Source organism: Paraburkholderia sp. (assembly GCF_047605525.1).
GTDB lineage: Bacteria > Pseudomonadota > Gammaproteobacteria > Burkholderiales > Burkholderiaceae > Paraburkholderia.
In genome coordinates this window covers 60,979-81,023 of sequence record NZ_JASGFN010000019.1, presented here as the reverse complement: position 1 = coordinate 81,023, position 20,045 = coordinate 60,979, and the positions used below count along the sequence as shown (strand labels likewise).

Annotated in this window: 17 protein-coding genes; 7 read left to right on the top strand and 10 right to left on the bottom strand. The window is 65.0% G+C overall.

Annotated elements, in window-relative coordinates; all coding sequences use genetic code 11:
- Positions 1-77: 77 nt before the first annotated feature.
- Together QM685_RS25250 and QM685_RS25245 are read right to left on the bottom strand one after the other, a co-directional pair.
- Complete coding sequence (locus QM685_RS25250; protein ID WP_415120522.1) at positions 78-2,012, bottom strand: S9 family peptidase; 1,935 nt, start codon at positions 2,010-2,012, stop codon at positions 78-80.
- A gap of 41 nt (positions 2,013-2,053) precedes the next feature.
- The gene (locus QM685_RS25245) at positions 2,054-2,875 is read right to left on the bottom strand and encodes an alpha/beta hydrolase (RefSeq protein ID WP_415120520.1); all 822 of its coding nucleotides are present in this window, start codon (positions 2,873-2,875) and stop codon (positions 2,054-2,056) included.
- Between the two features lie 387 nt (positions 2,876-3,262).
- Here QM685_RS25245 and QM685_RS25240 point away from each other — a divergent pair, with 387 nt between their 5' ends.
- A complete protein-coding gene (locus tag QM685_RS25240) occupies positions 3,263-4,654 on the top strand; it encodes a TIGR00366 family protein (RefSeq protein ID WP_415120518.1) in 1,392 nt (463 codons plus the stop codon).
- A gap of 155 nt (positions 4,655-4,809) precedes the next feature.
- On the opposite strand, the gene QM685_RS25235 is transcribed toward QM685_RS25240, so the two are convergent.
- Entirely contained in the window at positions 4,810-5,232 is a 423-nt protein-coding gene (locus QM685_RS25235; RefSeq protein ID WP_415120516.1) for an NUDIX hydrolase, read from the bottom strand.
- A gap of 136 nt (positions 5,233-5,368) precedes the next feature.
- On the opposite strand from QM685_RS25235, the gene QM685_RS25230 reads away from it, so the two are divergent.
- Entirely contained in the window at positions 5,369-5,812 is a 444-nt protein-coding gene (locus QM685_RS25230; protein WP_415120514.1) for a PRC-barrel domain-containing protein, read from the top strand.
- Positions 5,813-5,849: 37 nt separating this feature from the next.
- On the opposite strand, the gene QM685_RS25225 is transcribed toward QM685_RS25230, so the two are convergent.
- Positions 5,850-6,830 carry a substrate-binding domain-containing protein gene (locus tag QM685_RS25225; protein WP_415120512.1) on the bottom strand — a complete coding sequence of 327 codons (981 nt, stop codon included), beginning with the start codon at positions 6,828-6,830 and terminating at the stop codon, positions 5,850-5,852.
- Between the two features lie 97 nt (positions 6,831-6,927).
- Positions 6,928-8,265 (bottom strand): leucine-rich repeat-containing protein kinase family protein, encoded by a 1,338-nt coding sequence (locus QM685_RS25220; RefSeq protein WP_415120510.1) that lies wholly within the window; start codon positions 8,263-8,265, stop codon positions 6,928-6,930.
- Between the two features lie 268 nt (positions 8,266-8,533).
- Here QM685_RS25220 and QM685_RS25215 point away from each other — a divergent pair, with 268 nt between their 5' ends.
- Positions 8,534-9,157, top strand: coding sequence for a methylated-DNA--[protein]-cysteine S-methyltransferase (locus QM685_RS25215; protein WP_415120508.1), 624 nt, complete (start codon positions 8,534-8,536; stop codon positions 9,155-9,157).
- Positions 9,158-9,231: 74 nt separating this feature from the next.
- Here QM685_RS25215 and QM685_RS25210 read toward each other — a convergent pair whose 3' ends face one another.
- The gene (locus tag QM685_RS25210) at positions 9,232-10,470 is read right to left on the bottom strand and encodes a Zn-dependent hydrolase (protein ID WP_415120506.1); all 1,239 of its coding nucleotides are present in this window, start codon (positions 10,468-10,470) and stop codon (positions 9,232-9,234) included.
- Between the two features lie 373 nt (positions 10,471-10,843).
- On the opposite strand from QM685_RS25210, the gene QM685_RS25205 reads away from it, so the two are divergent.
- Together QM685_RS25205 and QM685_RS25200 are read left to right on the top strand one after the other, a co-directional pair.
- Entirely contained in the window at positions 10,844-11,731 is an 888-nt protein-coding gene (locus tag QM685_RS25205) for an alpha/beta fold hydrolase (protein WP_415120504.1), read from the top strand.
- A gap of 79 nt (positions 11,732-11,810) precedes the next feature.
- The gene (locus QM685_RS25200; protein ID WP_415120501.1) at positions 11,811-12,557 is read left to right on the top strand and encodes an SDR family NAD(P)-dependent oxidoreductase; all 747 of its coding nucleotides are present in this window, start codon (positions 11,811-11,813) and stop codon (positions 12,555-12,557) included.
- A 96-nt stretch (positions 12,558-12,653) separates the two neighbouring features.
- Here the strand turns inward: QM685_RS25200 and QM685_RS25195 are convergent, their stop codons facing one another.
- Positions 12,654-13,811, bottom strand: coding sequence for a porin (locus QM685_RS25195; protein ID WP_415120499.1), 1,158 nt, complete (start codon positions 13,809-13,811; stop codon positions 12,654-12,656).
- A gap of 326 nt (positions 13,812-14,137) precedes the next feature.
- Here QM685_RS25195 and QM685_RS25190 point away from each other — a divergent pair, with 326 nt between their 5' ends.
- Positions 14,138-15,646, top strand: coding sequence for an MFS transporter (locus QM685_RS25190; RefSeq protein WP_415120671.1), 1,509 nt, complete (start codon positions 14,138-14,140; stop codon positions 15,644-15,646).
- Positions 15,647-15,736: 90 nt separating this feature from the next.
- Here QM685_RS25190 and gudD read toward each other — a convergent pair whose 3' ends face one another.
- Positions 15,737-17,086 carry a glucarate dehydratase gene (gene gudD, locus QM685_RS25185; RefSeq protein WP_415120497.1) on the bottom strand — a complete coding sequence of 450 codons (1,350 nt, stop codon included), beginning with the start codon at positions 17,084-17,086 and terminating at the stop codon, positions 15,737-15,739.
- A 505-nt stretch (positions 17,087-17,591) separates the two neighbouring features.
- On the opposite strand from gudD, the gene QM685_RS25180 reads away from it, so the two are divergent.
- Positions 17,592-18,305, top strand: coding sequence for a FadR/GntR family transcriptional regulator (locus QM685_RS25180; protein WP_415120495.1), 714 nt, complete (start codon positions 17,592-17,594; stop codon positions 18,303-18,305).
- A 49-nt stretch (positions 18,306-18,354) separates the two neighbouring features.
- Here QM685_RS25180 and QM685_RS25175 read toward each other — a convergent pair whose 3' ends face one another.
- Entirely contained in the window at positions 18,355-18,660 is a 306-nt protein-coding gene (locus QM685_RS25175; RefSeq protein WP_415120493.1) for a hypothetical protein, read from the bottom strand.
- Between the two features lies 1 nt (position 18,661).
- Complete coding sequence (locus QM685_RS25170; RefSeq protein WP_415120491.1) at positions 18,662-20,020, bottom strand: acyclic terpene utilization AtuA family protein; 1,359 nt, start codon at positions 20,018-20,020, stop codon at positions 18,662-18,664.
- Between the last annotated feature and the right edge of the window lie 25 nt (positions 20,021-20,045).

Here is a 20,045-nt window from a genome sequence, read left to right as displayed (position 1 = left end):
TTTCGGCGAGATTAGGTCGAAAAAGATATTAGTCGTCGTGTCAGTCAAGCGAAGCGCCGGAAGGGCCCCGCTCGCGCTCAAGCCGGCGAGCGGCCGCGTACGCAGTCGAGACCGCCATGCTCGATGACCTGCATCGTGGACGCCTCGAAATCCGCTTCCGCAATAGGCTCCGCCCGGCCGCCCAGATGCCGTTCGAGGAACGCCTCCGCCACCGCGTAAAACGATAGCCGGTTCGGCGCGCGCGCAAATCCGTGCCCTTCGTCCGGATAAAGCAGATACGTCACCGGAATGCCGTTCGACTGCATCGCGGCGACCATCTGGTCGCTCTCGGCGCGCTTCACGCGCGCATCGTTCGCGCCTTGCGCAATCAGCAGCGGCCGGCGGATCCGGTCCGCGCGATGCACGGGCGAGCGCTCGCGCAGCAGCGCGAGCCCGGCTTCGGTCGACGGATCGCCCATCGCCTTGATCAGTTGCGCGCGTATCGCTTCCCAGTAGGGAGGCACGGTCGCGAGCAGGGTTTCGAGGCTGGACGGCCCGACGATATCGATGCCGCACGCGTACCGCTCGGGATTGCGCGTCATGCTGCTCAACACCGCGTAACCGCCGTAGCTGATGCCCATGATCGCAATGCGCGCGGGATCGGCGACGCCTGCGCGGATTGCCCAGTCGATCGCATCGAGAAGATCGTCGTCCATGCGCCGGCCCCATTCATGATCGCCGGCGTTGACGAAGGCCTTGCCGAAACCCGTCGAGCCGCGGAAGTTGACGCTGAGCACGCTGTAGCCGCGATTCGCCAGCCATTGATGTTCGGGATCGAAGCCGAACACGTCGCGCGCCCAAGGGCCGCCATGCACGAGCAGCACCAGCGCGCCCGGCCCGCCGGCACGCGGCGCGCGCGTCAGATACGAAACCAGTTCGAGTCCGTCGCGGGAGCCGATCGTCACCGGCTGCATCGGCGCAAGCGGCGCGTCGGCCAGTTCCGGCCGGAAGTCGAAAAACGCGCGCAGCGACCGCTCGCCGCGCTGATAAAGATAGGCCGTGCCGGGTCCAACCGATGATTTCGCCACGATAACCCAGCAGCGGTCATCCTCGGTTCGGCTGACGAGATGCCACTCTTCGAGCCCATGTTCCGCAAAGACGTCGAGAACCGTCTGAAAGTCCAGCGTCAACGCCGTCCAGGTCTGCCGTGTCGCGTAAGTGGAGTAGCCGATCGGCTCTTTCGTGTCGCTGTCGACGATCACGGCGGCCACGTCGGTGCGCGCGTCTTCGGCCAGCACGCGCCGCTCGCCGGATGCCAGATCGAGACGCACCAGCGCGGCGGTATCGCGCGCGCGGCTGTCGAGCAGGAAGAGCGCGCTGCCGTCCGCGTTCAGGTACATCGGCCGCGAGACGCGCGCATCCTCGGCGGCGAAGCTGAACCATTCATTCCAGTGCGCGCCGCCGCGACGGTCGAACAATTGCAAGGTGCCGTCCGCGGCGATCCGCGTCGCGACATGCGGCTGGTAGTGATCGTCGACGACGAACGACACCATGCCCGTGTTTTCTTCGACCAGTTCCAGTTCGCCGCTCGCGAGATGCAACGTATGAAGGTCAAAGAACTTCGGATCGCGCCGGTTCATGCAGATGAGCACCCGGTCGCGCACGAACCGGCTCGTGGCGACCACGCCTGCGCAAACGCCTTCGAACGGCGTGAGATCGCGATCGATACCGGTCGTCACGTCGATCGCGTGGATGTGGAACAGCTCGTTGCCGTCGGCATCGCGCGGATAAACGACGTAAGTTCCGTCGTAGGTCCAGCCGAACGACTGGATGCCGCGCTTCGTTTCGCGCGTCATCGGCGCGGCGCGCCGCGGCGCGTCGGCGGGGGCGACCCAGAGATTCAGCACGCCGTCGACAGGCGCCAGCCACGCGAGGAACCGTCCATCGGGACTGATCCGCGGCATCGCTCTGGAAGGGTTGCCGAACAGTTGCGCGCGAGGAATCAACGGGACGGACGGGGTGAGTTCGATCATGGGCTGCTGCTCTCCTTGGAAAACGCGGGGTGCGCCGTTGCTCAACTCAACTGCTCGAGCGCGCGCAGCAGCATGCCATCCGCGCGCGCGAGATCGTCGAGCACCGAAAAATGCGTGCAGCCCGGCACATGCACTCGCGCGACCTTCTCGCCCGCTGCCTCGCATGCCGCCGCATACTCATCCGACTGGCGCACCAGCTCGGGCAATTCCGCGGCGCCGACCGCGACGACGGTCGGCACACCCTGGCCGATGTGACGAATCGGGCTGTACGCGGCGATTTCGTCGTTGCTCAGTTGCAGCTTCTCGTTGAGCCACGACAGGCTGATCGGTTCGAGATCGACCAGCGCACTGATCGGAAGCGCACTCGTGACGAGCGGATGCGCGCGATACATCGCCGTCAGATGACCGCCCGCCGAGTGACCGCTCAGACAAACGGGCCGCGCCGCGCTGCCGAGCCCGTCGGGATCCGCTTTCAGATGATCGAGCAGGCGGCCGATTTCACCGACGATCTGCGTCATCGACGCTTCCGGCGCAAGCGTGTATTCGGCCAGAACCACATTGAAGCCTTTGGCGAGCGGGCCGTCCGCGACGAATGCGAAATCCTCTTTCACGCAGTTCTGCCAGTAGCCGCCGTGAATGAAGATGAAGGTAGGCGCGCCCGCCTTGCCGCAGGAAAGCCAGTCGAAACGCTCGCGCGGACGCTCGCCGTAACGCAGATCGCGGCGGCCGGGCACGCGTTCATAGAGCTTCGCGCTGCGCGCCCGGAAATCGCCCAGTACTTCCGGAAAGTTCGGGATCGCCTTGGTGTTGTTGTAGGCGGCATCGAGTGTCGGTCGATCCATCCCGCGATAAACAGTCGTCATGGCTCGGGGCCTCGTGCGGAAAAATTGCGTGGGACACGTGCATCACATGAATGCCGGTGCGGGTGCGTCGCTTTCAATTTGCATGCATCCGGCGCGCAGTGTGCCACACAGCCGCCGCGGTGCGACGCAAAGCGCTCAGCCCCAGCAGCATGCCGGGCTCTTTTCTTGACATACCGTGCCTGCAAGACGAATAATGATACGTTCGTTTATCGAAACGTCGTTCACTGTAAGAACATTGAAAAGGAAACAGAGGTCCTTCGCGGCGCACAGCCGTGTTCAGGACTCACTGCATCGCTCCCTCTCATCCCCCACACCGCCGGCCCGGCGCGCCGTTCCTGCCCGTTCCGCCCAGTCAGCGGCCGGGCACCAATCAGAGTCACCCTACACATGAAGCGAGACAACTCCCCTAACGCTGCCGCCCAGCCTGCCGTTTCGCGCGGCGTCGTCGAGGGCCTGGTTTATGTTTTCGAGCAGGTCATGCCCGACCCGTTCGTGCTTTCGATCTGTCTGACGTTCTTCGTCGCCGTGCTCGCGCTATTGATTGCGCCGACCGGCACGCTGCCGACGCTGGTCGATTCCTGGTACACCGGCACGTTCGGCATTCTCGGCTTCGCGCTGCAGATGATCCTGATCCTCGCCACCGGCTATGCGATCGCGGAAGCGCCGATCGTGCAGCGCGGCTTGCGCGCGCTCGCGGCCAACGCGAACACGCCGACGCGCGCCGCGCTGCTCGTGTTTCCGGTCGTCGCGGTTGCGGCGTGGCTCAACTGGGGGCTCGGGTTGATCGTCGGCGCGCTGCTGTCGCGGGAAATCGCGCGGCGCGTCGACGTCGATTTCGCGTGGCTCGTCGCCGGCAGCTATTCGGCCTGGTCGATCTGCAACAGCGGCCTGTCGAGTTCGATCGCGCTCTCGCAGGCATCGCACGGCAATGCATTGAATCTCGTCGAAAAAGCGACCGGCCACGTCGTGCCGCTCAGCGAGACGATCTTCGCGCCGTTCGTGTTCGTTCCGACCGTGCTCGTCGTGGTCGTGATGACCGCGATCTTCATCAGGATGCATCCGAAAGCGCAGAACGTGGTCGCGTTTCGTCAGAGCGGCGAGAACGCGGCCGATGCACCCAGCGACGATCCGCACGCACGCGCGAGCGATGCTTCGTCGCTCGCCGCGCGCCTCGAACAGTCGATGCTCGGCACGCTGTTGCTGCTCGCGCTCGGCATCGGCTATCTCGCGATGACGTGGCACAAGGAAGGCTTCGATCTCGACATCAACAACACGATCCTGATCTTTCTGCTGATCGGTCTCGCGTTGCAGCGCACGCCGATCGCGTACGCGAATTCGATCCGCCGCGCCGCGCGTCAGACCGGCTCGATGCTGCTGCAATATCCGATGTACGGCGGGATCATGGGCATCATGAAGGGCACGGGTCTCGCGTCGATGATCGCGAAGGCGTTCGTGACGATCGCGTCGCCGGTCACGCTGCCGTTGTGGAGCTATCTGAGCTCGCTGATCATTACGCTGCTCGTGCCGAGCGCCGGCGGTCATTGGGCGGTACAGGGTCCGTTCGTGCTGCCCGCCGCGATCAGTCTGCATGCATCGGTGCCGCGTACCGCGATGGGCGTCGCGATGGCCGAAAACGTGTCGAACATGCTGCAGCCTTTCTGGGCCGTGCCGATCGTCGCCATCGCGGGTATCCGGATTCAGCGCGTAATGGGCTATACCGCGGTGACGTTCGCGGTGTCGCTGGTGATTTATGCGGTGGCGCTGTGGCTCGTGCCGTAAGTGGCGTATTTGCCGTAAGTACAACGGCCTGATCTAATGTGAATGTAATTCGCACCTATCTCGCAGCAACGATTTCCGCCGAATAGCAGGACCGAAAATTCAACTCGAATATTCTCAATAAAGACAATGCGAGCAATGACCGGGACGAGCAACGCCTAAGGTTTGAAGTCGGCCAGCATGACGCCCTCGCGGATATGCGCGAGGGCGGCCTCCACATAATCGACGATCGGCGTCGGCGGATTGTCCGGTTTCGCCCAGACGAACTCCGAGCACTTGTGCGGCTCCATGTTGGTGAGCTCGCCTTCCCACGAACTGCACGCCAGAAAGAAACTGATGCGATTCTGGTCCGAATCGCGTCGCATCACGAGTTTGAAATCGAGCGCGCCCGGCGCAATCGTCACGCCCGCCTCTTCCTTCGATTCGCGAATCGCGCACTCTTCTATCGATTCGCCCGGTTCGAGATGGCCGGCGATCAGCGCGTATTGACCGTCCCTGAAGCCGGTGTTGGCTCGCCGGATGAAAAGACACTCGCCCTGCGCGTTCAGGAACAGGACATTCACGTCGACAACGCTTTGCATTCGGCTCATTTTTACGCAGGCATACTGGATGAACCGCGAGTGTAGCCCGAGTCGCCATACGACCCCAGGCACGTCACGTGCTACCGCATTCCACGCACACAGATATCTTTCCGACAGGCAACCAGGGAGTCCGACAATGAAAGCGAAAAAGATCACATGCGCGATGATGTGCGCCGCTACGCTTGCCGCATTCAGCGCGTCGCCGGGCGCGATTGCGCAAATCGCGGGACTGCAGCCGCTCGGCGGCACCGTCGAGCAAACCAACGCGTTGCTCAAGGGCTGGAGCGTGCGGCGCGCGCTCGTCGACGAGCCGGTCTACAACGATCTGAACGACAAGATCGGCAGCATCTATGACGTGATCATCGCGCCGGATCGCAAGGCGACATACGCGGTGGTGTCGGTGGGTGGCTTTCTCGGCATGGGCAAGCACTACGTCGCGATTCCGGTCGATCATTTCCAGATTCGCGACGGCAATCTGTTCCTTGCGGGTGCAACGAAGGATGCGCTGAAGTCGGTGCCCGAGTTCGAGTACAACAAGCTCGAGAAAGCGACGAAGCCGCATAAGGTGTCGGCGGAATAACGTCAGAGATAAGGCGCGAAATAGCGGGCACCTTGCTTCAACGTTTCGCGGCGGTCACCAGTTGCAGCGGCGTCTCGACCACCTTCGACAATTCGCGCTGCTTGCGCCGCTCGGTCACCGCCTTTAACGCAAAGTCGATACCGAACACGGCCTGCCGGTCGGCGAACTGGTTCATCGTCGCGAGCACCCGGCCATCGGCAAGCAGCGGTTTGATCGCATCGATCGCGTTATAGCCGGTCACGTACACGCTACCGTCTCTGCCCGCGTCGCGGATCGCGTCGACCGCGCCCATCGCCATGTTGTCGTTGCCGCACAGCAGCGCGCGCAATTGCGGATGCTCGGCGAGCATTTTCGCGGCGACGTCGCGGCCCTTGCCGTAATCCCAGTTGCCCGCCTCGACCGCGACGACCTGCACCTTCGCCGCTTCCATCGCGTCGCGGCTGCCGGCCGTGCGCTGCTGCGCGTTGCGGCTCACCGAAATGCCCTCGATGATCCCGACCTGATCGCCGGGCTTCAGCCGCGCGGCCAGGTAGTCGCCGACCTGTCTCGCGCCGTTGCGATTGTTCGGCCCGACGAACGGCACCGAAATGCCCGCGGCCTCCTGCGCGGCATCGTCGAGCGGATTGTCGATCGCGATCGTGATGATGCCGGCCTTGATGGCGCGCGCGACCACCGGGATCAGCGCCTTCGAATCGGTCGGCGCGATCACGATCGCGTTCATCTTCGCGCTGATCATCTCGTCGACCATGCGGATTTCCGCGGCGGTGTCGGTCTCCTTGTCCGTACCGCGAATCGTCAGGCTGAATTGCGACGCGAAGTGCTGCTGATAATTGCGCGCGGCATCGACCATCGAAACCGTGAACGGGTCCGGCATCGATTTCAGCACGAGCGCGATCTTCAGCGTCGTGCCGGGCAGCACTTCGGCACGCGCGTTGCCCGCGAGCAGGGAAAGGCCAGGAAGACCGGTGGCGGCCAGCGCGCTCGCGAGCAGCGCGCGGCGGCGCATGTTCCGCGTCACGGCTTACCTCCTTCGCAGGCGGTCTTAATGAATTCCGTGCCGAGCGCCGCTGCAAATCGCCCGGTCCGCCACTGCCCATCGTGAAATCGTTGCATGCTCATCGTTGCTCCTTCAGCACCGCGAGGCTTGCGGCGATTTCGTCGAATAGCGGCCGGCTGTCGATTGCCTCGCTCAGGCAACGCGCCTTCAATGCCGCGAGTTGCGTGGCGACAGGCGCTTGCGCGTCCAGCGCATCGCAGCGTTCGAGCAGTTCTTCGAGCAGACAGCCATACGCTCTCACTTCGAGCCGCTGCAACGCGATGCCAGGATCGCGGTCACCGGCATCATAGAACGACGCCGCGCCGAAATCGCCGAGCAGCGCACGCCCCCCGCCGCCATGCAGGATATTGTGCGCGTACAGATCGCCATGCATGACGCCGCGCCGATGCAGATGGCTCGCCACGTTCGCAATGCCGTTCGCGATCTCCAATACCGTATCGACGCTAAAACGCAAACCATCGCGATAGATGTCGCGCGTGCACGACGCAAAACTCGGCGGACCGGCGAGATTGGCGAAACGCGGATCGATCAGTTCCATCACGAGGCCATGCGTGCCCGCCGGATGATCGATCACCTTGCCGAGCACCGGGATCAGGTTCGCATGGTGGCCGCCGCGAATGCAAGCGGCCATTTCGCAGTCGGGCAGACCGTCGCTCGTCACCGCGCCCTTGAACAGCTTGACCGCGACCACACGCTCGCCGCGGAGATCGTCGAGCAGCGTCGCGCGATAGATCACGCCCGACGCGCCCTCGCCCAATGGCTGCGCGAGCTTCAACGTGTCCCAGCGAATATCGCGGATCGGTGTATCGCTCGACGCCGCGTCTTCGAGCGCCGCGCTGAACGGATTGCCCGCATACGCGAGCCACGCGAGGCGCGGCAAACGCAGCAGCCAGCGCGGCAACGCATCGAAACGGTTCGCCGCGAGCCGCAGCAGTTCGAGCCGCGAGCACGCGGCCAATTCCTCGGGCAACGCACGCAGCCGGTTGCCGGCCAGCATCAGCTTCTGCAATTGCGTACAGCGGCCCAGCCCGGCGGGCATGTGCCCGATTTCGTTGTCGGTCAGGATCAGCCAGCGCAGTTGCGGCGGCAACGCACGAGCCGGCACCTCGCGGATGCGATTCGCCTTGAAGCCGATCATGCTCAATTGCGCGCATTCGCCGAGCACTTCGGGCAGCTCGGTAAACGGGTTGTGCGACGCGAAGAGGATGCGCAGTTTGCGCAGGCGCGGCAGATCGTCGGGCAGCGTCGAAAGCGCGTTGTTCGACAGGTCGAGCACTTCGAGCGTGTCGGCGAGATCGAAAATCTCGCGCGGAAACTCGTTCAATCCGCACGCCAGTTTCAGATGGCGCGCACCCGCCAGTTGCCCGGTGCGGAGTCGTTCTAAAGTCGTGGTCACAGTCGTGGAGAAGAGATTCGGAGAGCGCCGCGCGTCATACCGAAGGTATCAATTCTACTGAGTCGCGGGCTGTCTGCGGTACAGTGACAGGAACATTGCATTCGACGCAGTCATGTCGAATGCGAATAAGACAGCAAGATCCGGAGCGCGTTCAGGCAACGCGAGCGGCACACTACCGGATATCGGCACGCTTTCATGTGGTGTTTCGCATCGGCTCGCAGACCCGCGTCGCGATTCGGGCGTCCGAACCCCATCAGGAGTCAGCAAAGTGACGTATGCATACAAGTTGATCGATTCGCCCGTCGGCCAATTGAAGCTCGTGGCCAGAGGCGAATGCCTCGCCGCGATTCTGTGGGAAAACGACAAACCGAACCGGGTGCGTCTCGGCGAGATGACCGAAGCGAACGGGCTTGCCGTGCTCGTCGAAACCGAACGGCAATTGCGCGAGTATTTCGCGGGTACCCGGCAGACTTTCGATCTGCCGCTCGATTTTCAGGGCACCGAGTTTCAGAAGAAAGTCTGGCATGCGCTGCTGACGATTCCGTTCGGCCAGACGCGCAGCTACACGGAAATCGCGCAGCAGGTCGGCAACGTCAATGCGGTGCGCGCGGTCGGCGCGGCAAACGGCCGGAACCCGATTTCGATCGTCGCGCCGTGTCATCGCGTGATCGGCGCGTCGGGCGAGCTGACCGGGTTTGCCGGCGGACTCGCGAACAAGATGCTGCTGCTTTCGCTGGAGGCGGGGCAGACTTCGCTCGAAGCGGCGGTGGACGATGCCGGGACGCGGGAGCCGGCGCGGCAAGCGACGCAAGCACCCGAACCCGGCGCGCCCGCGAAATCCACCCGCCCCAGGCCGAGCAGCGGAACGCAGGCGTCGCTGTTCGGCAACTGAGCGGATACATCGCAGGCGGATGGCCAACGCGCCGCACGCCGGCCGCAAAATAGCCTCGCAATAGCGATAACGCTTCATTCATCCGCCGACGCCTTCAGCAGAATCGAAGCCGCGGCGGTCGCCGCGACCTGGCAGCCGAGCACGATATGCTCCTCGGCCGTGTCCTCGACGAAGTCGTGACTCACGCCGCCGATACTCGGCACGAACATCATGCAGGCCGGCATGCAACGCGCGATCAACTGCGCGTCGTGCGCGGCGCCGCTCGGCATGCGCAGCCATTGCCCCGGCGCAACCGCTTCGGCGGCGCGCGCAATATGCTCCGCGAGCGCCGCATCCATACCGACGGGGTCGATCGGCTCGTCGAGTGCCTGCAATTCGACGCTCACCGCGTGTTGCGCATTGAAGTCGCGCACCATCTCGACGAGCTTCTGTTCCATCGCGCCGAGCCGCGCGACGTTCGCGTCGCGGAATTGCAGGTACATGTCGGCCGCGCCCGGCACGACGCTCATCGCCCCCGGATCGAGATCGATACGGCCCACGGTCCAGACCGTATCGGCATCGGCGATCTGCCGGAAGGCATCGTCCATCCGCGTGATGAACGCGACCAGCGCCGCGCCGGCATCGCGGCGGATCGCCATCGGCGTCGTGCCCGCATGATTGCGCTGACCGGTGAAGCGCACGCGCACGTCGCGCAGCCCGACGATCGTCGTGACGACGCCGATCGACTTGCCGACTGCTTCGAGCCGCCCGCCCTGCTCGATATGCGGCTCGAGATACGCGACCTGCCGCCCCGCTTCGAAATGCGCGCGCGGCCGTCCCGCGAGCCCGGCCGCTTTCAGCACGTCTTCGAGGCGCTCGCCCTGCCGGTTCGTCGCGCCGCGAATCGATTCGTCGACCGGATCGCCGATGAAGCTGCGGCTGCCGAGCAAACTCGAGAACGTGCCCTCCTCGTCGATCCACGACGCGACGTCCACCGCCAGATGACGCGTCGCATCGTTCTCCGCCAGCGCACGGGCAATCTCGATCCCGTACATCACGCCCAGCGCGCCGTCGAGCCAGCCGCCGGTCGGCTGCGTGTCGGTATGCGAGCCGATCAGGAGCGCCGGGCCGCTGTTGCGCGAACGTCCGAATACGGTGCCCACGCCGTCGATGCGCGCGTCGAGCCCCGCTGCCGTCATCCGTTCGACCAGCCATTCGCGCGATGCCAGATCCACCGGCGACAGCGCAAGCCGCACCACGCCGGGACCGGTCGCGCCGAAGCCGCGTAGCCGTTTGAGGTCGGCCATCAGACGGCCCGGATCGATCTTCACCACGTTGTCATCTCCTTCGATTGATTACCGCCGCCGCGCGGAGGTCGCCCGGCGATATGTCTTAAGCGCGCCGAAACGCGCGGATGGCTACGGAATCGGTCGTCGAGGTGGTCCCTGCCGGATTCGTCTTTTTGCGCATCATAGCCGCCGACGCGGAAAACTTCATCGGCGCCCGCGTTGCCGATTCAACGCGGCGCGGACCCAACGGCGCTCTCACACCACTCCCCGCAATCCATGCCTAGCAGGCATGGCCGTAAGCCTACAAAGTCTTTTTCCTTCCCGCAATAGCTCACTACATTAAGACTCATGCGACGGCGCGGCAGAAATCGAAACCGCCCGCCCCATGCCCTGCATCTATACCGCCAAGGAACCGCAAATGAACTCGCCAGCCACCTCGGGCCATATTGCCGTCGCCCGTCATACGCATCAGACCGCTCCGACGCAATACGTCGAAGCGAACGGCATCCGCTTCGCGTATCGCCGTTTCGGCAAGCCCCAAGGCGTGCCGCTCGTGTTCAACATTCACTTCACCGGCACGATGGATCACTGGGACCCGGCGGTGACCGACGGCCTCGCCGAGGATCGCGAAGTCATCCTGTTCAACAACGCCGGCATTTCGAGCACGTCCGGCGACGTGCCGGAATCGATCGAGGAAATGGCCGCCCATGCCGCCGCGTTCATCAAGGCACTCGGCCTCACGACAGTCGACGTGCTCGGCTTCTCGATGGGCGGCCTGATCGCGCAGACGCTCGCGATCGCCGAACCCGCGCTGGTGCGCCGCGTGATCCTCGTCGGCACGGGTCCGCGCAGCGGCGAGGCGATGAGTTCGCTCACGCCCGAAGCGCAGGCCATCTTCGGCGCGACCTACGCGCAGCCCGACGATCTATGGCTGCGCGTGCACTTCGCGCCGTCGGCGGCAAGCCAGGCCGCGGGCCGCCGCTTCCTGCGACGCTTCCGTCTGCGCGTCGAGGGGCGCGATCCCGAGGCCGGCGACAAGGTCGCGCCAGCGCAGCTCGCCGCGCTCGCGAAATGGGGCGCGCCGCGCGACAACCCGTTCGACTATCTGCGCGCACTGAAGCAGCCGACGCTCGTCGTCAACGGCGACAACGACGTGATCATCTACTCGATCAACTCGTGGATCCTGCAACAGAACCTGCCGAACGCACAGTTGATCATCTACCCGGACGCGAACCACGGCTCGCTGTACCAGTACCCGGAACGTTTCGTCGCCCACGCGCGCGAGTTTCTGTCCGCACACGACTGATTGCCCGCGCACGCGGATTCATGCGAGCGCAGTCGCACCGAGCACCAAACACTCACCATCCATTCGAAGGAGCATCGCCATGAACAACCTCACCGGCAAGACCGCGCTCGTCACGGGCGCATCGCGCGGCATCGGCCGCGCCACCGCCGTCGCACTCGCGAAGGCCGGCGCGCAGGTCCTCGTGCACTACGGCAGCGCGGAGAAAGAAGCGGATCAGGTGGTCGCCGAAATTCACGCGGCCGGCGGCCAGGCGCGCAAGATCGCCGCGAATCTGCGCGACGCGGACGGCCCGCACGCGCTGGCGAAACAGGTGCGCGCGGTGGTCGGCGAACGGCTCGACATTCTGGTCGCCAACGCGGGTATTTCGAAGGCGGTCCCGCTCGACGAAACGAGCGTCGCCGATTTCGACGACCTGTTCGCGGTGAACGTGCGCGCGCCGTATTTCCTCGTGCAGCAATTGCTGCCGGTGCTGCACAAGGGCAGCAGCGTGATCCTGCTGTCGTCGCTCGCGGCGCGCGCAGCGGTCGGCACGCTGTCCGCGTACGCGGCCACGAAGGGCGCCGTCGATACGCTCGTCAAACATTTCGCCGTGGCGCTCGGCGAGCGTGGCATTCGCGTCAATGCGGCAGCGCCGGGCGTCGTCGAGACGGATATGTCGAGCTTCACGAAGACCGACACCGGACGCGAACTCACGCTGGGCATGCAGGCGTTGAAGCGCGTCGCGCAGCCCGACGACATCGCCGGCGCCGTGGCCTTTCTCGCCTCCGATGCCGCGCGCTGGATCACCGGCGAAACGCTGCACGTCGACGGCGGCTCGAAGCTGTAAGCGCCGACGCGCGCGGCGCGAGCCTCGGCCGCGCCGCGAATCGGGTCCGCGCTTCGGAAGTCCGCGCCATGACGATGCGCGCCAGAACCACCGCGGCTAGAACCGCTGCAGCATGCCGAATTGCACGCCCGCGACCGGCGCGCCCGGATAGGCGACCGGCAGCCCCGTTACGTTGACCCCGCGCAGCGTAAAGCTCGAGTCGTCGTGATTCGCGAGATAGGCGGCGCTGAAGTAGAGCTGCAGCGTGCGCGATACGTCGTATTCGAACGCGGCGCTGAACTGATCGGCGCTCCCGCCGGGCGTCGTGTAGTCACGCACGTGCGCGTAGCCGAGCGAGGCCCGCGCGTTGGCCGACACGCTGTACTGCGCCGACAGCGATCCGCCCGCGCCGTGATAGACCGGCGTGTCGCCGTCGCCGTTGAAAAACGACAGCCACACGCGCAGCTTGCCGAAACCGTAGTTCAAGCCACCGAGATTCGCGCGCAGCGCGCCGGCGCCATGCGTTTGCTGACGCGCGTACAGCAGACGCAATTCGCCGATCCGATAGGACGCGGTCACGTAGTAGCCATCGATGCCGTTGCCGTCGTCTTCCGACGGATCGCGCGTCGCCATCATCAGCGTCGCGCTGAAGCCCGCGACCCGTGGCGACAGATACGCAACCGCGTTGCTCGCGTACGGCGTGATCTTCGACAGGTTGTTGAGTCCCGATGCGATCGTGCCGGCGCCGAACGCGTCGAGATCGCCCTTGAACGGGATATAGATCGGCGAGTACTGGCGGCCGGCCCGCACTTCGCCCCACGCGCCGCTCGCGCCGATCCACGCCTGACGGTTGAAGATCGAGCCCGGCACCTGCAACGAGCCGTCGGCCGAGCTGAAGCCGTTTTCGAGCGTGAACACGATCGCCGTGCCGCCGCCGATCGGCTCCGCGCCATGCAGTCCGACGCGCGAGCCGCGATACGCGCCCGAGTCCAGTCGCGGCGTCCAACCTGAGCCGGGGTCGGTGATTTCGACGCTGGTGTCCAGCACGCCGTATAACGAGACGAAGCCGGTGGTGAGGTCGGCGGCGGAAGCGGCGGACGCGGCGTGGGAACACAACAGCAACGCAGCGACGCTGATGCCGGGGCCGATGCGCGCACACGCGAGCGCGTGGCGAAGCGTTGCCGCTGTTCGCGTGCGCGACGCAGCCCCGAGGGTCTTGCAAGTCTTCAGGAAAGAAGCCGGAGCGTGGCGCAGGATCAGGTCCTCCGCAGGCATATCGATCGGGTGTAGCGCGAATCGAACTTACCACGTTCGATTGCATGAACCAGCGCGCGCCCGCCGCGTATCCATTCGGCGCGCCGGACCACACGGGTAGCACGGCATTTTTGCCTGATCGTGTGTCTTTTCCGCGCGACGGATGGGTTTCAGTAAGGGGAAACCCGTATAATCGCCCCCAAAGAAGTCAGACAACTTACCTGAAATTCTGGGCGCCTGGCTCGCACCCCGTCGCGCCCACCTCGAACCGCCTTCTGTCCCATTCCGTGAATTCCACCGCCACCACCGCCGACCCCGCCCTGCCGTTTCGCCACGCCCTCTTCGCGATGCTCGGCATCGGGCTCGTCAACATGCTGGTCGCGCTCGACCAGACTGTCGTCAGCACCGCGCTGCCATCGATCGTCGCGGAACTGCACGGCTTCGAATATTTCGCGTGGATCGCAAGCGCGTATCTACTCGCGTCGGTGGTCACGGTGCCGGTGTTCGGGCGGCTCGGCGACTACTTCGGCCGCAAGCGCTTCGTGATCGCCGCGGTGATCACGTTCACGGCCGCGTCGGTGCTCTGCGGCCTCGCCACCAGCATGCTGTTCCTCGCGATCGCGCGCGGGCTGCAAGGCATCGGCGGCGGCATGATGGTCGGCACCGCGTTCGCGTCGATCCCCGATCTCTTCCCCGATGCGCGCACCCGCGTGCGCTGGCAGGTCGTGCTGGCCGCCGCGTACGGTATCGGCACCGCGGCGGGTCCGTCGCTCGGCGGCTGGATGAGCGAACACCTCGGCTGGCGCTCCACCTTTCTCGTGAATCTGCCGGTGGGCGCCGCGGCGCTCTATTTCATCTGGGTGCATCTGCCGACCTTCCGGCGTCCGCAGGAAGGCGAGGTGAAGATCGACTGGCTCGGCGCGGCGCTGGTCGCGGGCGTGCTCGGCGGCTTGCAGGCGTTCATCGAAGCGGTGCCGAAGCACGGCCTCACCGTGGGCAATTTCGTGCTCGGCGCATGCGTGATCATCGGCGCCGTCGCGCTGCTGATCTGCGAAAAGCGCGCGACGCACCCGATCATTCCGCTCGACCTGTTCAAGGACCCGCAGCTCGTCACGCTGTTTACGCTCGGCCTGCTGTCCGGCTTCGTGATGTTCTCGCTGATCTTCTTCGCGCCGCTGCTGCTGCAAGGCGGCTTCGGCCTGTCGCCGCAGCAGGCCGGCCTGCTCGCGACGCCGATCGCCGCGTGCATCGCGCTCGGCAGTCTGCTGAACACGCGCATCGTGATTCACATGAAGAAGCCCACGCGCATCCTGTCGATCGGTTTCGCGCTGCTGATGTTCGCGTCGATCGCGCTCGCGTTCGCGAACCCCGACACGCCGCGCGTGCGCATCGTCGTGCCGATGGGCGCGGTCGGCATCGGCCTCGGTTTCATCCTGAACAATCTGAACGTGTTCGCTCAGGAGATCGCCGGGCGCGAGCGCTTCGGCATCACGACCGCGCTGCTGCAATCGACGCGGATGGTAGGCGGCATGCTCGGCACGAGCATCGTCGCGACCGTCGTGTCGCATCATTACCGCGACGTCGTCACGCGCACGATGAGCGTGCTCGGCGAGCCGGCCGCGTCGCAATGGCGCCCACGCTTCGTCGATCTGCGCATCCTGATCGACGACGCCTCGCGCACGCAGTTGATCGCGGATATGAAATCGTCGGGGCTCAATACGCTTGCGCTGCTCGACACCGCGCGCGACGCGCTGGTGCAGTCGATTCATCTCGGCGTGTGGCTGACGGCGGTGGCATCGCTCGCGGCCGCGCTGCTCGTGCAGCGGATTTCGCATGTGGTGTTTCGGCGCGGCTGAGCGGAACCAGAATCATTGAAAAAGGCGGCTGCGCGGAAAACCGTGCAGCCGCCTTTTCACATCTGCGCCTTCAGCACACTCGGCGCGTTATCAGCGCACGAGGCACGGGCGCTTGTTATCGAACTTCCAGTTCGGAATCAGATACTGCATCGCCACGCCGTCGTCACGCGCGCCGAGGCCATGCTGCTGATACAGCGCGTGCGCCTTTTCGAGCGCGTCCAGATCGAGTTCGATGCCAAGGCCCGGCTTCCGCGGCACCTTGACCTTGCCGCCGACGATCCGCAACGGCTCCTGCGTCAGGAACTGGCCGTCCTGCCAGATCCAGTGCGTATCGATCGCGGTGATCCTGCCCGGCGCCGCGGCGGCGACGTGCGTGAACATCGCGAGCGAAATGTCGAAGTGGTTATTCGAATGCGAGCCCCACGTGAGACCCCAGTCGTTGCACATCTGCGCGACGCGCACCGAGCCCTGCATGGTCCAGAAATGCGGATCGGCGAGCGGAATGTCGACCGACTGCAACTGGATCGCGTGACCCATCTGGCGCCAGTCGGTGGCGATCATGTTGGTCGCCGTCGGCAGGCCGGTCGAGCGGCGAAATTCGGCCATCACCTCGCGGCCCGAATAGCCGTTTTCCGCGCCGCACGGATCTTCCGCGTACGCGAGCACGTCGTGCTTGTCGCGGCACAGGCGCACCGCTTCCGCGAGCGACCACGCGCCGTTCGGATCGAGCGTCACGCGCGCGTCGGGGAAGCGCTCGGCGAGCGCGGTCACCGCTTCGATTTCGGCGTCGCCTTCCAGCACGCCGCCCTTCAGCTTGAAGTCGTTGAAGCCGTAGCGCGCCTGCGCGGCTTCGGCGAGACGCACGACCGCGTCCGGCGTCATTGCCTCTTCGGTGCGCACGCGTTCCCAGTCGTCGCGCGCGCCGGTGTTGTCCGCGTACGGCAGATCGGTCCTGTTGCGATCGCCGATATAGAACAGGTAGCCGAGCATTTCCACTGCGTCGCGCTGCTGGCCTTCGCCCAGGAGAGCCGCGACCGGCACGCCGAGATGCTGGCCGAGCAGGTCGAGCAGCGCCGCCTCGAGCGCGGTGACCGCATGGATCGTCGTGCGCAGATCGAAGGTTTGCAGGCCACGCCCGCCCGCGTCGCGGTCGGCGAACTGCGTGCGCACCTTGTTCAGGATGGCCTGCAGGTTGCCGATCGACTGACCGACCACGAACGGCCGCGCATCGTCGATGGTCTTGCGGATGTTCTCGCCGCCCGGCACTTCACCGACGCCGGTATGGCCCGCGCTGTCGCGCAGGATCACGATGTTGCGCGTGAAGAACGGGCCATGCGCGCCGCTCAGATTCATCAGCATGCTGTCGCGGCCGGCGACGGGCACGACGCGCAGTTCGGTGACGACCGGCGTGGCGTTCGATTCGGTAGGTTTCGTGGGCATGGGAAAAACACCTGTTTGATGAAGTGAGCCGGCCGGCGCAAACCGCCGCGAGCCGTCAGTGTAGTCAATCGCCCGCTGTGCAACGGCTCGCGAGTGAATGGCCTGATGAGATTAAAGATATGTTGTCTGATGACATTTTATCTTTATTCATTCACAAGATCAAAGTGGGTGTTTACCCTGTAAATCTCGATAAATATGAGAACCATGCGAGCTCTCGATACATTACTTCAGCATCGAGCCGAGCGGCCGAAATTGAACTAGGACGTCTGATGACTATGCTTTAACGCTCAGCGTCACGTACCCAATAACTACCTTCCCAACTACTTGTCCAAGCACCCACGCGCTGTCGCAGATTCCCGAAAGCGCTTCGCCGACAACCACCCTCTCCCCCTCCACGCCAAGCCCCCACCCGCAAAAATAGACCGCGCTCATCCCGCCGAATGCGCCGGAATCGAGTAAAGTCCTGTGCGATACTTTGCGGGAAATCAGTCAATCAGCCACAAAAATGAGCAGCCTAACTGAGAAGGTGGTGGCCACCCTTTCCGAAGAAATCCGCCGCGGCGCCCTGAGGCCAGGCGACCGCATCCCCACCGAAGTCGCGATGATGAAGCAGCTCTCCGTGAGCCGCTCCGTGGTACGCGAAGCGATTTCGCGTCTGCAAGCGGCCCATATCGTCGAGACGCGGCACGGCATCGGCACGTTCGTGCTCGCGCCCGCCGCCGAAAAGCCGATGCAGTTGGCCGCCGCCGACCTGTCCAGCATGCTGGACGTGATGGCGATCATCGAATTCCGTATCGACGTCGAAGCAGCCGCGGCCGCGCTCGCGGCGTCGCGGCGCACCGAGCAGAACCTCAAGCAGATCCGCGCGGCGCTCGATCGCTTCGAGTCGGAGCTCGAGCGCGGCAGTACCGACACGCTCGCGCACGACATCGAGTTCCATCTGCAGATCGCGCGGGCGAGCGGCAACCGCTATTTCTTCGACGTGCTGAGCCAGCTCGGCCGCTCGGTCAGCCCGCGCACGCGGCTCGGCTCGGCCGAGATCGCGGAACTCGACCAGATCGAGGTGCTGCGCAACGTGCTCGGCGAACACCTGTTGATCTATCGCGCGATCGAGCGTCAGGATGCCGACGATGCGCGCGCCGCGATGCGCATGCATCTGAGCAACAGCCGCGAACGGCTGCGCCGCGCGCACGAGCTGACCACCAGGGTCGGAGCCTGAACGACGCGCGGTTATGCAGTCGCGGCGAGCGGCCGGCGGCAGCCCCGGCTCACTCCCCCACGTCCAGATCCATCAACGCCGAACTCAGCGATTTGCCGTGCGCGTCGAGCGCAAGCGAACGCGTGACGCCGCCGCCCAGTGCATCGCCCAGCACGAAGTTGAACGCGGCGATATTGGGCAACTCATGCCGCACCACGTCGCCGCGCACCACGTCGCGCAGATGCGCCTTCACCCGCTCCGGCGTCAGCACCGCGCGCAGACGCTCGTAATGCCGGGCGTCGTAGCAGATCACCGAAATATTCAGCGTATTGCCCTTGTCGCCGGTGCGCGAATGGGCCAGTTCACGTAGTTTCATCTCACGCCTCCACCAGCGAGAAAGCCGGCGTCGCATGCTCGCGCGGCAGCAGAACCGATTGCACCGCGACCACCTCGCGCGCCGACTTCGTCACGCCGCCGCCGCCCGCCGGTCCATTCGTGTACAGCGTCTCGACCTCGTTGCCGATACGCACTGCTTCCGCGAACGATAAAGTACGACCCGCCACCCGCGCGCGCACTTCATACGGTTCGCCGTGAGCGGAAGCCACCGTCTCGCCATGCAGCGCGTTCACGCCGATCAGATCGAAGCGCAATTCATGTGTCTGTACGCCGGTCAGCGCGAGCCGTTCGCGCACGATGTCGAGCGCGAGCCGCGCCCGCGCGAGCGCGCCGGGTCCGCCGTAGGAAATCTGTCCTTCGCCGATATAGCCGTCGAAATACGCGACCGACACCTTCAACGTAGCGGTGCGCGCGGTGCCATGCCCGCCGCTCACGCGCACTCGGTCCGGCGCTTCCTGTTCGATCCGCACCTGCGAAAAATCGGCGACCACGTCCGGTTGCAGATAGCGCCGTGGATCGTGGATCTCGTACAGCAACTGTTCCTTGCAGGTCGCCTCGGTCACGAGCCCGCCGCTTTGCGCGAGTTTCGTGATAACCACCGCTCCATCCCGCCCCACCTCGGCGATCGGAAAACCGAGCCGCGCGAGATCCGGCACGTCCTTGAAGCCGGGGTCCGCGAAATAGCCGCCGGTAATCTGCCCCGCGCATTCGAGCAGATGGCCGATCACGGTGGCCTGCCCGAGCGTCGGCCAGTCGTCCATGCGCCAGCCGAATTCGTGGATCAGCGGCGCGACGAACAGCGACGGATCGGCGACGCGCCCGGTCAGCACGATCTGCGCGCCGGCCGCGAGCGCATCGACGATCCCGCTCGCGCCGAGATACGCGTTCGCCGAAATCAGCCGGTCCTTGCACGTGGCCACCGCGTCACCCGATTCGACGAAATGGAAGTCGCCCGCGCGCACGACGTCGAGCACGTCGTCGCCGGTCACGGCCGCGATCTTCAGTCCGGTGAGGCCCAGTTCGCGCGCGATCTGCGCGGTCTTGCGCGCCGCCGCGAGCGGATTGGCCGCGCCCATGTTCGATACGATGCGCACGCCGTTGCGCGCCGCGACGGGCAGCACCGCGCGCATGCGCGCTTCGAGCAGCGGGTCGTAGCCGAACTCCGGGTCCTTGCTGCGCGCCTGTTGCGCGATCGCGATCGTGCGTTCGGCGAGGCATTCGAATACCAGGTAGTCGAGCTTGCCGTGCTCCGCGAGTTCGAGCGCCGGTTCGATACGGTCGCCCGAATAACCGGCGCCCGCGCCGATGCGCACGATACGTTGTGGTTCAGTGGCTGTCATGCTGGTCACATCCGTTCAGTGAAGC